This is a genomic window from Corallococcus sp. AS-1-6, assembly GCF_020037015.1.
Lineage (GTDB): Bacteria > Myxococcota > Myxococcia > Myxococcales > Myxococcaceae > Corallococcus.
Window position 1 is genome coordinate 277,324 of record NZ_JAIQDE010000003.1, and the last position, 14,100, is coordinate 291,423.

Below are 14,100 nucleotides of genomic sequence, written 5' to 3' on the forward strand. Positions count from 1 at the left end.
TTAGGAGTCCCCCATGCTGAGCCCCGAGCGGATTGAAGCCCTGTGTGAAGCGTCACGCCCCAAGCTGGAGGCGATGCGCGACTCCCTGCGCGCCCACGGCAGCGCCCTGGTGGCGTTCTCCGGCGGCGTGGACTCCACCTTCGTCCTCCAGGTCGCGGTGGAGGTGCTGGGCGAGCGCGCCCTGGCGCTCACCGCGCTGTCCGCCTCCGTGGCCCCGGAGGAGGAGCGCGAGGCCCGTGAGCTGGCGGCCCGCCTGGGCGCCCGGCACGTCGTCGTCTCCAGCAACGAGCTGGCGAACCCCAGCTACGCCGCCAACCCCACCAACCGCTGCTACTTCTGCAAGACGGAGCTGTACGACCTCTGCGAGGCGAAGCGCGCGGAGCTGGGCCTCACCGTCGTGCTGGACGGCTTCAACGCGGACGACTTCAAGGATCACCGCCCCGGCCACAAGGCCGCGAAGGAGCACCGGGTGGTGTCCCCCCTGGCCCAGGCCGGGCTCACCAAGGAGGAGATCCGCGCCTGGAGCCGCAAGCTGGGGCTGCCCACCTGGGACAAGCCGCAGATGGCGTGCCTGGCGTCGCGCATCCCCTATGGCACGTCCGTGACGCGCGACCGGCTCCTGCAGATCGCCGCGGCGGAGTCGGAGCTGCGCGCGCTGGACTTCAAGCAGTTCCGCGTCCGCTACCACCAGGACGTGGCGCGCATCGAGCTGGCCAGCGAGGAGTACCCCCGCTTCTTCGAGTCCGGCATCCGCGAGCGGATCAACGGGGCCTTCAAGTCCCTGGGCTTCAAGTTCGTGGCCCTGGACCTGGAGCCCTTCCGCTCCGGCCGCCTCAATGAAGCCGCCGGCATCGCCCCCGCGGCGGGGCAGGGCACGGCCGAGGGCTTCAAGCTCCCGGTGGTGGGGTGAGGGGTCTGCTGATCCCGCTGGGCCTGGCGCTGGCCACCCCCGCTGGGGCGGTGGAGTCCCTGGATGACGGGCCCTACGCGCGCCGGCGCTCGCTGATCCTCACGGTGGGGCCCGGGGCCACGTACACCGAACGGATCAGCGGGGACGCCGCCGTGTCCGGGCTCGCCGGACACCTGGACCTGGGGGCCGCGATCACCGTGGGTTACGAGGGGGACGAGGTGTTCCTCCTCGCGCGCGGCAGCACGGGCCGCCCGGGGGAGGAGCTGGCGCTGATCACCGGCTACCGCAGCCTCTTCGGATCCGAGTCGTGGCGGACCTTCTTTGAGCTCGGCGTTTCCGTGCGTCCGATTTCTGGGCCGTGGCTGGGGCCTCGCATAGGGTTCGGCGCCAGACACACCCTCTCGGATCATTTCGCGCTGTACGGCGGGCTCGGCTTCACGTTCGGGTTCGGCTCCGGACTGCGCGCGGACACCGAGCTCTTCACCGGGTTGCAGTGGATCATCCCGGTGGGTTCGGCCTCGTAGGTTGTTTTCTTGAGGTTGTCCGACATTGTGAGAGGGTGTGTGCATCTGTCGGAGGCCACGCACTTGGACATGAATCCCCGCCTCACCTCGGTCGTGTTTCGTCTCAACCGCGAGAAGTTGGATGCCCTGAAGGAGCTGTCGCGCTCCACGCGCATCCGTCAGAGCGAGTACCTCCGGGAGGCCATCTCGGATCTGCTGGCGAAGTACGAAGCGCGCTTCGTGGACTGAAGCGCCACACGTCAGCCCGGCGGCGCTCCCGTGAAGGGTGGCGCGTCGGGCAGACCGGGCGGGTGGAGGCGCTCGCCGGGCCCGAAGGGGTCCACCGCGGAAGGATAGCGGACCTCCCACAACACCAGCCCATGCGCCGGGGCCTTGAAGCCGGCCAGGGCGGTCCCCGAATCCAGCGCCGCGTGCCACTGCTCCTCGGACAGGAGCCCCGCGGCCACCTTCAGCGCGCTGCCCACCAGGTACCGCACCTGGTAGCGCGCGAAGCCGTCTCCCAAGAGCCGCGCCTCGAAGAGCCCTCCGCCCAGCTCCCGCAGGGTGGCGGACTGGAGCGTGCGCGGCTTCTGGGGACTGGAGCGCTCGTGGAACGCGGTGAAGTCCCGCGTGCCCACGGCGCGCTCGAGCAGCGCCTCCAGCTTCTCCGGCACCACCCGGTGGCCCGCCTGGAGGGTCTCGTCCGCCGCCGCGTCCAGCGCGTACGGCCTCCACGCTTCCGTCGGAGGCGCACCCAGCGTCAGGTGGTAGCGGTACTCCTTGCCGCTCGCGCTCCACTGGGCGTGAAAGGCGCCCGGTGGCCGCTTCGCGATGCACAGCCCCACGTCCGGGGACAGGTGCGGCGACAGCCGCTCGGGCAGCGACTCCAGGGGCACGTCCTCATTCAGGCGCAGGCTGATGACCTGCATCCGCGCGTGCACGCCCCGGTCGGTGCGCCCGGACGGCATCGCCGTGGCCGGTGAGCCTGCCTGCTCCAGCGCGGTTTCGAGCGCGTCCTGGACCGTGGGGCCCTCCACCTGGCGCTGGAAGCCGCGGAAGTTTCCACCGCGATACCAAGTCCACAGTACGGCGGGAATTCGTTTGGGGGAGGACCTGGCCACGGCGTTGCGATGTCGAGGGGAGAAACACGATACTCCCGCGCGAATGCTGGCCGCTCAAGAACTCGCGATGGACAGTGATGGGCAGTGGCTTTTCCGTCAGGGCGACCTGGTGCTGGGGCCCATCACCGCGTCCCAGGTGGTGGAGAAGCTCTACACGGGGGAGCTGACCCCGGACAGCCCGGTGGCCCCGGCCGGTGAGCGGGAGTTCCGCAACCTCCGGGACACCGCCGCCTTCCAGGTGCACATCGCGCGCTTCGAGGCGCAGGGCCGCGTCGCCCAGACGATGCTCGTCGAGCAGGCCCGCAACCAGAAGCGCGTGAAGGTGCTGGCCGGCGTCGCCGCGGGCGTGGCGCTGCTGTTGGGCGTCACCGGCTGGTACCTGGCGCGCAACGCCGCCGTGTACGGCCTGTTCGGCGCGACGGAGGAGGTGGACGGCATCACCATGGACCCGCCCACCATCCGCCTGGCCCAGGCGCGCGTGGACGACGAGGACCTCTTCGCGTACCCCACCAACGACCCGCGCCGCCCGGATCGCCCCGCGGGGCAGGGCAGTGCCACCGGCAAGACAGGCGGGAGTGGCGCGGTGGCCACCGCCGCCGTCGCGGGCAACCGGCCGCCGCCCCGCACGGGCAGCGTCTCCACGGATCCGGACGGCCTGGAGATGGCCCAGCAGTTCGACCAGGGCGCCATCAACCGCGTCGTCGCGGGCAACCAGTCCAAGCTCTTCCGCTGCTTCAAGGAAGAAGCCGAGCGCACGCCCGGCCTGTCCGCGAAGATCCCCATGGAGTTCGTCATCGGGAACGACGGCCGCGTGAACAAGCTCTGGGTGGACAACCCCCAGTTCAAGCAGGGCCCGCTCTACGAGTGCCTGTTCTCCGAGCTGAAGAAGTGGCCCTTCAAGGCCTACGACGGCGAGCGCGCCACCGTGGGGCTTTCGTTCAATATCGGCAAGCGGGGGTAGGGCGACTTTCTTGCCCACCCTCCGGACGTGCCCGATACAACAGGCATGTCCGCCTCTGTCGCCGAAGTCGAAATCGCCAAGAAGGCCATGAGCGTCCCCCCGGGGACGTTCCGCCACACCGTCCTGCTCGCCGCCAAGCGCTTCAAGTCCACCTGGGCGGAGCTGGGCAAGCTGCTCGTCCAGGTCCGGGACGAAGCCAAGTACGAGGAGTGGGGCCACGCCTCCTTCGAGGCCTACTGCCTCAAGGAGCTGCACATCAAGAAGCAGACGGCGCTCAAGCTCACGCGCTCGTTCAGCTTCCTGGCCAAGCACGAGGATCCGGAGGAGCTCCAGCAGCAGGAGTTCCCGGAGAAGGCCCCCGCCTTCGAGGTCGTGGAAGTCCTCGCCGACGCCGAGGAGCGCGGCCAGCTCTCCCCCACGGAATACAAGTCGCTGCGCGACAGCATCTGGAGCCCGGAGAAGTCCCCCACGGAGCTCAAGAAGGAGTTCGCCGAGCGCTTCCCCCGGCCCCCGCCGGAGCCGCCCCCGGAGAGCCTCCAGGTGCGGAAACTGGCGCAGATGGCGCGAAAGCTCGCTTCCGAGCTGGCGGGAAGCCGTCGAGTCCCCAACGCTGTCGCCGAGCGGGCGGCCGCCCTGGCGGACGATGTCGAAGAACTCGCGTCGAGCGTGACGGACGCCTGAGTCGCTGTTATCCAAGACCGACCCGTTGACCTGGGCTGAACGCTCCCATGAAAGGGCGCTTCCACCGGGCTTCCTGCCCGAAGGGGAGGGCCCTATAGTGGGTTCAGGGCCTGTAGCAGGTGGGCCTGGAGCCGTCGTAAAGACGTGGGCGGCTTCGCGGGTGTTGGAGTGCGGTGGTCGGCGGAGAAGGTCCCGAACCGGGACCGGCGAACTCGGAGGCGGCAGTGAAGAAGGAGCACCACGTCAACCTGTCCTGCTCGTTCTGCGGCAAGTCGCAGCGCGAGGTCCGGAAGCTCATCGCCGGACCCACGGTCTACATCTGCGACGAGTGCATCAAGCTGTGTAACGACATCATCGCGGACGAGAACGAACGCGAGGAAGGCAAGCCGCAGGTCAGCCTGCCCACGCCGCTGGAGATCAAGGCGTTCCTCGACGACTACGTCATCGGTCAGGACCAGGCGAAGAAGGTCCTCTCGGTCGCGGTCTACAACCACTACAAGCGCATCTACCAGAAGAAGCCGGCCTCCCGGCCGCGCCCCGGGGTGAAGAGCCCTGGCGGCGAGGACGTGGAGCTGCAGAAGAGCAACATCCTGCTCATCGGCCCCACGGGCTCCGGCAAGACGCTGCTCGCGCAGTCCCTGGCGCGCTTCCTCAACGTCCCCTTCACCATCGCGGACGCCACCAGCCTCACCGAGGCCGGCTACGTGGGTGAGGACGTCGAGAACATCATCCAGAATCTCCTCCACAACGCCGACTACGACGTGGAGAAGGCCGCGCGCGGCATCGTCTACATCGACGAGATCGACAAGATCGCCCGCAAGGGTGACATGCCCAGCGCCACCCGCGACGTGGGCGGCGAGGGCGTGCAGCAGGCCCTGCTGAAGATCATCGAAGGCACCCGCGCCAACGTCACCCCGCGTGGCGGCAAGAAGTACAACCAGCAGGAGTACGTCCAGGTCGACACGACCAACATCCTCTTCATCTGCGGCGGTGCCTTCCACGGCATCGACGGCGTCATCAAGCGCCGCGTGGGTGAGAAGGGCCTGGGCTTCGGCGCGAAGATCACCCATAAGGAAGAGCGCAGCGTGGGTGAGCTGCTGGCCATGACGGAGCCGGAAGACCTGATGAAGTTCGGGATGATCCCGGAGTTCATCGGCCGTCTGCCGATGATCGCGACGCTCAACGACCTGAAGGAGGATGACCTCGTCACCATCCTCACGATCCCGAAGAACGCCCTGGTGAAGCAGTACCAGAAGATGTTCGAGATCGAGAAGGTGAAGCTCACCTTCACCAAGGAAGCGCTGCGCGCCATCGCCCGCGAGGCGATGCGCCGTCACTCCGGAGCGCGCGGCCTGCGCGCCATCATGGAGGACGCCATGCTGGAGATCATGTACGACGTGCCGTTCCGCGAGGGCGTCAAGGAGTGCAAGATCACCGAGCAGGTGATCACCAAGCACGAGCCTCCGCAGATCGTCATGGAGAAGGAAAAGAAGACCGCCTGAGGTCTCCCCCAGACGGTCGGTGGTTGCCTCCGGCGCCCCTCGCCTCCAGCAGGCAGGGGCGCCGTGGTGTTTCTGGCGCCCCTCAGCTCTGCGTGACGCGCACCGTGGTCTTCATCTCGCGGCCGGTGGCGGGGTCCTTCGCGCGCATGGTGAGGATGCCCTCCACGCTCACGTCGAAGATGATCTCCACGTTCACCGTGCCGGCCTTGGCGGGCATGATCCCGGAGAAGGTGAACTCGCCCAGCAGATCGTTGCGCGCCACCGTGTCGTGGTCGCCCTGGAAGATGCGCATGGCGAGCTCGGTCTGATTGTCGATGCTCGTCGTGGCCAGGAGCTGCTTCGCGTTGGGGATGGACGCGTTGCGCGGGAAGACGACGTGGAAGCCGCCGTCGCCGCGCTCCAGGCCAATGGCCATGGGAATGACGTCCAACAACTGGATGCGCAGGTTGGTGTCGTCCTGGAGCGAGTGCGCGTAGAGCGCGGCGCCGATGGCCACGGCCTCGTCCGGGTGCACGCCCTTGCTGGGCGGCTTGCCGAAGAACTTGGTGAGCCGGTCCTGCACGACGGGCATGCGCGTCTGGCCGCCCACCAGCATCACCTCGTCGATGTCCTTGGTGGACAGGCCCGAGTCCACCAGCACGCGCGCCACCATCTGCAGGGTGCGGTCCACCAACTGGTTCGTCAGTTGCTCCAGCATCTTGCGCGTGAACTTCATCTCGATGTTCAGCGGCTGGCCCTGCGCCGTCATCGTGATGAAGGGGATGTTGAAGGGCACCTCCTCGCGCGCGGACAGGTCGATCTTGGTCCGCTCCGCCAGGTCCTTGATGCGCTGCATGGCCACCGGGTCCGTGGCCAGGTCGATGCCCGTCTTGGCCGCGAAGTCCTTGAGGACGTGGTGGATGATGGCGTTGTCGAAGTCGATGCCGCCCAGGAACACGTCGCCGCCGGTGGCCTTCACCTCGAAGACGCGGTCGCGGATCTCGATGATGGAGACGTCGAAGGTGCCGCCGCCCAGGTCGTAGATGACGACCTTCTCCGCCAGCCCCTTGCCCACGCCGTAGGCGAGCGCCGCCGCGGTGGGCTCGTTGATGATGCGCACGACCTCCAGATCGATCAGCTTGCCGGCGTCCTTCACGGACTGGCGCTGCCGGTCGTTGAAGTACGCGGGCACCGTCACCACCGCGCGCTTGATGGGCGTCTTCAGGTAGTTGGAGGCGACCTCGCGGATCTTCCCCAGGATCTTGGCGCTGATCTCCTGGAGGGTGAACTCCTTCTTGCCCACGTCCAGGGTGACGTCGTTCTTCGAGCCGGGGCGCATGTTGTACGCCACGGCCTTCTTCATCGTGCCGACGACTTCACTGCTGAAGTTGAGCCCGACGAGGCGCTTGGCGCCGTAGACCGTGTTGCGCGGGTTGAGCTGCCACTGGCGCTTCGCCTCGAAGCCGATGAGCTCGTTGCCCTTGTCGTCGATGGCGAAGATGGAGGGGATGGTGTACTCGCCGCCCTTGTAGGGGATGAGCTTGACGTTCCCGCTGTCCTCGACGATCGCCGCGCACGAGTTCGTCGTGCCGAGGTCGATGCCGATGATGGGCTCCTTGTGCATCGCGTGTGGGCTCCGGGTGAGGCGTTGCGGCTGGATGGGGTGTGGCTTCCCGGGACCGTATCTCACCCGTCCCGGGTGCGCGAATCACGAACCATCCGTCATCCGACGGACGCCCTCAATCTTCCAGCGCGCCTGAACCTTCCCCCCGGGACGCCCGCCTGGCCGGGTGGGACACGGCTGGCGTCCAAGCGCGCGGCCCCGAACACACCGCCCGCGAGGGCAGGGGGGCTCGCTTTACATCCCGGGGGCCGGGAACGAAGGTCAGCCCCGGGGGTTCACATGCGACGGCGAAGCGCCGTGGCTACATCCGAGAGACCACCCATCCACAGAGGGGAGCCGCCGTGGAAGCGAAGGGCTATCTGCAGGAGGTGGGCGCACAGGTCAGCGCCGACTTCGTCAAGAACCGGTCCATCCTGTCCTTCGAGGAGTACCTGTCGCTCTTCTTCACGGACCCGAAGGGGCAGTCACGCAACGCGGCGCAGTACCTGCGGGACGTGATGGACCACTACGGCACGGAGGCCGTGCCGCACCCCACCGGCACCATCCGGCGCTTCAAGGTCTTCGACGTGCCGTCCGCGGAGCACGACGGCCGCGTCGCCGGGCAGGAGGAGGTGCAGAACGCCCTCTACCGCATCCTGGGCAACTTCGTGCGCGCCGGCCGCATCAACAAGCTGATCATGCTGCACGGCCCCAACGGCAGCGCGAAGTCCAGCCTGGTCAACGCGCTGAAGCAGGGCATGGAGGACTACTCCCGCCAGCCGCAAGGGGCCCTCTACCGCATCGCGTGGGTGTTCCCGTCGGAGAAGCTGATCAAGGGCTCCATCGGCTTCGGCGAGCGCGCGGGCGTGAAGTCCGCGGAGGGCGAGCTCACCACGTACGCGCACCTGGACGCGGAGTCCCTGGACCTGCGCATGCCCTGCGAGCTGCGCGACCACCCGCTGTTCGCGGTGCCTCCGGCGGAGCGCAAGGGCCTCCTGGAGGGGGCGCTCAAGAAGAAGGGGCTGGGCGACGGGGCGACGGGGGACTTCCTGCTGTCCGACTACGTGCGCGAAGGCGAGCTGTGCGCCAAGTGCCGCCGCATCTATACGGCCCTGCTCAACGCCTACGGCGGGGACTACCTCAAGGTCCTGCGCCACGTGCAGGTGGAGCGCTTCTACGTGTCGCGCCGCTACCAGGTGGGCACGGTGACGGTGGAGCCGCAGATGAGCGTGGACGCCGCCGCGCAGCAGATCTCCGCGGACCGCACCCAGCTCAACCTGCCGGCCGCGCTGCACAGCACGGTGCTCTTCGAGCCGCACGGCCCGCTGGTGCACGCCAACCGGGGCCTCATCGAGTACGCGGACCTGCTCAAGCGCCCGCTGGAGGCCTTCAAGTACCTGCTGGGCTTCAGCGAGACGGGCGAGGTGCCCCTGGAGCCCTTCGTGCTCCAGTTGGACGAGGTGCTCATCGCGTCCTCCAACGAGAAGCACCTGGGGGCCTTCAAGGAGCTGCCGGACTTCGCGTCGTTCAAGGGCCGCATCGAGCTGGTCCGCGTGCCGTATCTGCGCCGGTACAAGGTCGAGCAGGAGATCTACGACGCGCAGATCACCGCGACCTCCGTGGGCAAGCACGTGGCGCCGCACGCCACGGAGGTGGCCGCGATGTGGGCGGTGCTCACGCGTCTGAAGAAGCCCATCCCGGACCGTTACCCGGCCAACGTGAAGCCGCTGGTGGACCAGGTGGCCCCGGTGGAGAAGCTGCACCTGTACCAGGAGGCCGGGGTGCCCGCGCGGCTGTCCTCCGCGAACACCAAGGAGCTGCTCAAGCTGCGCGAGGAGATGTACGAGGAGTCCGACGCGTACCCCAACTACGAGGGGCGCTCCGGCGCGAGCGCGCGGGAGATCAAGACGGCCCTCTTCAACGCCGCGCAGAACCCGGACTACAAGTGCCTCCACGCGCTGGCGGTGCTGGAGGAGCTGCACGCGCTCTGCAAGGACAAGAGCGTCTACGAGTTCCTCCTCCAGGAGGTGATGGACGGCTACCACGACCACGAGACCTTCGTGCGCGTGGTGGAGGGCGAGTACCTGGACCGCGTGGACTCGGAGGTGCGCGACTCCATGGGCCTGGTGTCGGAGGGCCAGTACCGCGAGCTGGTGGAGCGCTACATCCAGGGCGTCAGCCACTGGGTGCGCGGGGAGAAGATGCGCAACCGCGTGACGGGGGAGATGGAGAAGCCGGACGAGGCGCGCATGGCGGAGGTGGAGGCCATCGTGATGCCGCAGGGCGAGGCCCCCGCGGACTTCCGCCGCGGGCTCATCGCGAGCATCGGCGCGCACCGGCTGGACAACCCGGACGGCGCCATGGACTACCCGCGCATCTTCCCGGACATGTTCAAGCGCCTGCGCGACCACTACTTCGAGGAGCGCAAGCGCGTGCTGCGCAAGAACAAGGAGAACGTCCTCAAGTACCTCTCCGAGGACCGCAACCAGCTCACCGCGCGCGAGCAGTCCCAGGTGCAGGACACGCTCAAGACGATGGCCGAGCGCTACGGCTACTGCGAGTTCTGCGCGAAGGACGCCATCCTGTTCCTGATGCGCCAGCGCTACACCTGACGGGTGGGGGAGGGCAGGCATCCGGTAAGCCGATGCCTGCCCGCCTGCTTTTCATTCCAGGCCAGGGCTCGGGATGATGGGACCTCACACCGAGTTGTTGCGTGTGTCGTCGTCTTCTCGTCCCCCTCCTCCTTGCGCCTGGAGTGTTGATGAACCGGTTGCTGTTGGGCACCCCCCTCCTGTGGGCCCTCGTGTCGTGCGCCAGTGCCCCGTCGCAGTCCTCCTCGGACACTCCGGTCGCGGCGCACACGCAGGCTCCGCTCCGGGTGGAGCGGGCGCTGGCCCGCTCCGAGCCCACGCCGCAGCCCACGCGCAAGGCGATGGTGCGCCGCATCCTCCCGCTCAACGTGCGGCTGGTGACGACGGAGGACGGCAAGGTGCGCCGCTCGGCGTCGGGCGTCGTCATCGGCACGGAGGCCGGTGGGGCCGGGCCCGTCAGCTACGTGCTCACCAACGCGCACGCGGTGGAGCAGGGCGACCTGGAGGACCCCGTGCTCAAGGTCGTGCTGGACCGGCGCGCGGAGACGCACGAGTACCCCGCGGAGGTGGTGGCCATGGGCCAGGTGCCGGACCTGGACCTGGCGTTGCTGCGCGTGACGGGCGTGACGTGGCCCGTGGCGGAGTTGGCCGCGGACGACGAGCCGGAGCCGGGCGAGGACGTGGTGGTGGCGGCGTCCCCGTACGGCCGCGCGCTGTCCATCTCCGGCGGCATGGTGTCCCAGGTGGAGTGGGACAAGGAGACGAAGCACCCGCGCATGCTGAAGACGGACGCGCCCATCGGCTACGGGGCCTCCGGCGGCGGCATCTTCAGCCTGGAGACGGGGCGGCTGTTGGCCATCGTGGAGGGCTACCGCACCGCGAAGGTGGATTTCGAGGTCGACGCCCAGAACTTCAGCTTCGACGTGCCCATGCCCGGCGAGACGTTCGCCGCGCCCAGCGCCAAGGTGCGCGGCTTCCTCCAGGCGAAGGGCTTCGGCCGGCTGCTGGAGCGCTCCCCGGACGTGGACGGCGCGGGGCCCCAGAAGACCGCCAGTCGCTGAGCCCACAGCCCCGGACCGAGAAGTTGGTGCGGGCCTGATCCAGCGTTAGAGCTGCGGGCTCTTTCGCTGGAGGGTTCACGCGCATGTCCGCTCGGGGCAATTGGGATCAGTACTTCATGGACATCGCCCTGCAGGTGGCCACGCGCGCCACCTGCGACCGCAAGCACGTGGGCGCGGTGCTGGTGCGGGACAAGACCATCCTGTCCACCGGCTACAACGGCGCCATCCGCGGCCTGCCCCACTGCGATGAAGTGGGCCACATGATGGAGAACGGCCACTGCGTGGCCACCGTCCACGCGGAGGCGAACGCCATCATCCAGGCCGCCAAGAACGGCGTCGGCATCGACGGGGCGACCATCTACACCACCGCCAGCCCCTGCTGGCCGTGCTTCAAGCTGATCGCCAACAGCGGCTGCACCCGCATCGTCTTTGGCGAGTTCTACCGGGACCCCCGCATCTTCGAGTACGCGGCCCGCCTGGGCCTCCAGCTCGTGGGCCTGGGCGCCGCCGCGCAGCCGCCCTCGCCCGCAACCGGGACCTGAGGGTGGACGCGCTGTCCGGGGGTGTACAATCCCTGGACGCGCGGTTCTCCCCGGGTGGGGTTCCCGTTCGTTGAATGACACTTGTGAGTGCTCCTAAGTGGCTGTTCCGACACGGGAATTTTAGAACTCCGGCAAGAATTACCGACCCAGGGTTGACGATCCCAGGGGTGCTCCCTAAATCCTGGCCTCGGTAGGGCGGCGGCGGGGGTGGGGCGACGGAAATTCCCAGGAGTTCCAGGTGGTTAACTCATCTCTCATGGCCAGCAGTGTGCCTTCTGTCCAGGAAGTGTCGGACCCGGTGGTGGGCGCGGCCCGCTACGACGCGGTTCCGCCCTTGATGGACAGCTTGCTGCACGACGTGCGCAACCCGCTCAACGCGCTGGCCATCCATCTCGAAGTGCTCTCCGAGAAGCTCAAGGGAGAGTCCGGTCAGGTGCCGGCCACGCAGGAGAAGAACCTCAAGGCGATGCGCGAGCAGATCGCTCGCGTGGACGGCCTGCTCAAGCTCTTCTCGGACTTCATCGTGTTTCGCGGGGCGGGCCCCTCCGGGGACGCGCCGCTGTCGGACGCCACCGGCAAGGCCCTGGACGTGCTGGGGCATGAGAGCCGCCGGCGCCGCCTCCAGGTCCAGCGCTCCATCGAGCCGGACGTACAGGCCCACATGGAGGACACCACCGAGCTGGGGTTCTTCCTGGTGCAGGTGCTGATGCGCGCCTTCCAGCGCGCGGAGTCCGGCGCCACCGTCGTCGTCTCGGTCCGCGGCGAGGGCGCGAGCGCGGTGCTGGAGGTGACGGACGGCTCCCCGGCGCCCGAGCGGGCGACGGACACCGTGGCCGCGCTGACGCTCCGCGCGGCCCAGCTTGGCATCGAATTCTTCGTGGAGGCGGGGACGTGCCGCCTCGTGTTCCCGCGCGCCTGAGCTTCCCCCTCCTGGGCGCGGTCGGTCTTCCATCCGGTTTCATCACGCTTCATCGCAGTGGAGGTTTTCACCTTGGGCAGCGCACGAATCCTGGCCGTGGATGACGAACGTGAGACCTGCGAGGCCCTGGCGGAGATGTTGTCCGCCTGGGGTCACAAGGTCGAGACCGCGTTCGACGGGCATGACGCCCTCCGCAAGGCCGGTGAGTTCCGGCCCGACGTCGTCCTGTCGGACCTCGCCATGCCGGAGACGGACGGCCTGTGGCTGTTGCGCAACCTGCGCGACGAGCTGCCGGACTGCCCGGTGGTGTTCCTCACCGGCCGCGGCACCATCGACACCGCCGTGGAGTCCATCCGCGAGGGCGCGTACGACTTCATCGTGAAGCCGCTGGACACCGCGCGGCTCAAGGTCTGCATCGACCGCGCGCTGGAGAAGAAGGAGACGATGCGCGAGGTGCAGACGCTCCGGCGCCGCCTCAAGCAACTGGGCTCCACGGACCTCATCGCCGGCTCCACCGGGATGCGCAAGGTCATCGAGATGATCGAGAAGGTGGCCCCCTCCAAGGCCAGCGTCTCCATCAGCGGCGAGTCCGGCACGGGCAAGGAGGTGGTGGCCCGCACGGTGCACAACCTGTCCCTGCGCCGCGACAAGCCCTTCATCGCCATCAACTGCGCGTCCATCCCCGCGACGCTGATTGAGTCCGAGCTCTTCGGCCACGAGCGCGGCGCCTTCACCGGCGCGGATCAGCGCCGCCCGGGCGTGTTCGAGATGGCCCACGGCGGCACGCTCTTCCTGGACGAGTTGGGAGAGATCCCCATCGACCTGCAGGCCAAGCTGCTGCGCGTGCTGGAGGAAGGGCGCCTGCGCCGGCTGGGCGGCAAGGTGGAGATCGAAGTGGACGTGCGCGTGCTGTCCGCCACGAACCGCGACCTGAAGCAGGAGATCAAGAACCAGCGCTTCCGCGAGGATCTCTACTTCCGCCTCAACGTGTTCCAGTTGCACCTGCCGCCCCTGCGCGAGCGCCGGGACGACGTGCCCATCCTGGTCCAGCACTTCGTGGACAAGTTCCGCGGGGACTCCGCCAAGCGCGTCTCCGGCGTGCACCCGGACGCCATGGAGGTCCTCAAGAACTACGACTGGCCGGGCAACATCCGCGAGCTGCGCAACGCCGTGGAGCGCGCCGTCATCCTCTGCGACGGGGAGCTCATCACCCGCGAGCACCTGCCGCCCGACATGGCCGGCAAGAGCCCGGAGCGCCACACGTTCAAGCTGCCGTTCGGCCTGAGCCTGGACGCCGTGGAGCGCGAGTACATCCTGGGCAGCCTCCAGCGCAACGGGAACAACAAGGCCCGCACGGCGGAGGTGCTGGGGGTGAGCGAGAAGACGCTCTACAACAAGCTCAACCGCTACGCGGCGGAGAACCGGGCGCAGGGCACCCCGGGCGGCGGCAGTCCCCTGGGGGGCCAGGGCAACGACGGCCCCATGAGCGCCAGCAGCTTCCTCACCCGCTGATCCGCGCCCCGTCCGGGCCCGTCCGCCGCTCGCCGCTGACCTGACGGGTAGGCAAGAAGGCCCGGATTCCGGGCCCTTGGCCGGGCTCCAGGAGAGCGCGCACGGGGCCTCCCCAAGCCGGTTTAAACGGGCGGGGGAGGTCTCGAAAACCCCTGTCAATTCTTGACTTTTCCCCCCTGGACGGGGGATCCTCCGAGCCTCTCCCACCCGTTGGT

Annotated in this window: 13 protein-coding genes; 11 read left to right on the forward strand and 2 right to left on the reverse strand. The window is 68.4% G+C overall.

The genetic code is table 11. The features are described from left to right. The first annotated feature begins 13 nt into the window (after positions 1-13). The 3 genes from larE to K8612_RS06630 all read left to right on the forward strand — a co-directional run bounded on the left by larE (position 14) and on the right by K8612_RS06630 (position 1,662). Positions 14-910, forward strand: coding sequence for an ATP-dependent sacrificial sulfur transferase LarE (gene larE, locus K8612_RS06620; RefSeq protein ID WP_223761633.1), 897 nt, complete (start codon positions 14-16; stop codon positions 908-910). Next, positions 907-1,434, forward strand: coding sequence for a hypothetical protein (locus K8612_RS06625; protein ID WP_223761634.1), 528 nt, complete (start codon positions 907-909; stop codon positions 1,432-1,434). The genes larE and K8612_RS06625 overlap by 4 nt, the downstream gene beginning before the upstream one ends. 63 nt (positions 1,435-1,497) lie before the next feature. Continuing rightward, positions 1,498-1,662: a ribbon-helix-helix domain-containing protein gene (locus tag K8612_RS06630; protein ID WP_120563010.1), complete on the forward strand. Its 165-nt coding sequence runs from the start codon at positions 1,498-1,500 to the stop codon at positions 1,660-1,662. 11 nt (positions 1,663-1,673) lie between these two features. Here K8612_RS06630 and K8612_RS06635 read toward each other — a convergent pair whose 3' ends face one another. Then, positions 1,674-2,534: a tRNA pseudouridine(38-40) synthase TruA gene (locus K8612_RS06635; RefSeq protein WP_223761635.1), complete on the reverse strand. Its 861-nt coding sequence runs from the start codon at positions 2,532-2,534 to the stop codon at positions 1,674-1,676. Positions 2,535-2,577: 43 nt separating this feature from the next. Between K8612_RS06635 and K8612_RS06640 the strand changes: the two genes are divergently transcribed. The 3 genes from K8612_RS06640 (at position 2,578) to clpX (ending at position 5,678) form a co-directional block, all read left to right on the forward strand. Next, positions 2,578-3,495 carry an AgmX/PglI C-terminal domain-containing protein gene (locus K8612_RS06640; protein WP_223761636.1) on the forward strand — a complete coding sequence of 306 codons (918 nt, stop codon included), beginning with the start codon at positions 2,578-2,580 and terminating at the stop codon, positions 3,493-3,495. Between the two features lie 27 nt (positions 3,496-3,522). Next, entirely contained in the window at positions 3,523-4,176 is a 654-nt protein-coding gene (locus K8612_RS06645) for a hypothetical protein (RefSeq protein ID WP_370639914.1), read from the forward strand. Between the two features lie 224 nt (positions 4,177-4,400). Continuing rightward, positions 4,401-5,678: an ATP-dependent Clp protease ATP-binding subunit ClpX gene (gene clpX, locus K8612_RS06650; RefSeq protein WP_223761637.1), complete on the forward strand. Its 1,278-nt coding sequence runs from the start codon at positions 4,401-4,403 to the stop codon at positions 5,676-5,678. Positions 5,679-5,760: 82 nt separating this feature from the next. Here clpX and K8612_RS06655 read toward each other — a convergent pair whose 3' ends face one another. After that, positions 5,761-7,281: an Hsp70 family protein gene (locus K8612_RS06655; RefSeq protein WP_223761638.1), complete on the reverse strand. Its 1,521-nt coding sequence runs from the start codon at positions 7,279-7,281 to the stop codon at positions 5,761-5,763. 341 nt (positions 7,282-7,622) lie between these two features. Between K8612_RS06655 and K8612_RS06660 the strand changes: the two genes are divergently transcribed. The 5 genes from K8612_RS06660 (at position 7,623) to nla6 (ending at position 13,885) form a co-directional block, all read left to right on the forward strand. Then, the gene (locus K8612_RS06660; protein WP_223761639.1) at positions 7,623-9,872 is read left to right on the forward strand and encodes a serine protein kinase PrkA; all 2,250 of its coding nucleotides are present in this window, start codon (positions 7,623-7,625) and stop codon (positions 9,870-9,872) included. Positions 9,873-10,021: 149 nt separating this feature from the next. Further along, positions 10,022-10,912 (forward strand): S1C family serine protease, encoded by an 891-nt coding sequence (locus tag K8612_RS06665; protein WP_223761640.1) that lies wholly within the window; start codon positions 10,022-10,024, stop codon positions 10,910-10,912. Between the two features lie 83 nt (positions 10,913-10,995). Beyond that, positions 10,996-11,454, forward strand: a complete 459-nt coding sequence (locus K8612_RS06670; RefSeq protein ID WP_120617863.1) for a cytidine/deoxycytidylate deaminase family protein — start codon at positions 10,996-10,998, stop codon at positions 11,452-11,454. 256 nt (positions 11,455-11,710) lie between these two features. After that, on the forward strand, positions 11,711-12,373 hold the full coding sequence (locus K8612_RS06675) for a histidine kinase dimerization/phospho-acceptor domain-containing protein (protein WP_223761641.1): 663 nt from the start codon (positions 11,711-11,713) through the stop codon (positions 12,371-12,373). Between the two features lie 72 nt (positions 12,374-12,445). Further along, a complete protein-coding gene (nla6, locus tag K8612_RS06680; RefSeq protein ID WP_206794183.1) occupies positions 12,446-13,885 on the forward strand; it encodes an enhancer binding protein Nla6 in 1,440 nt (479 codons plus the stop codon). Positions 13,886-14,100 lie beyond the last annotated feature (215 nt).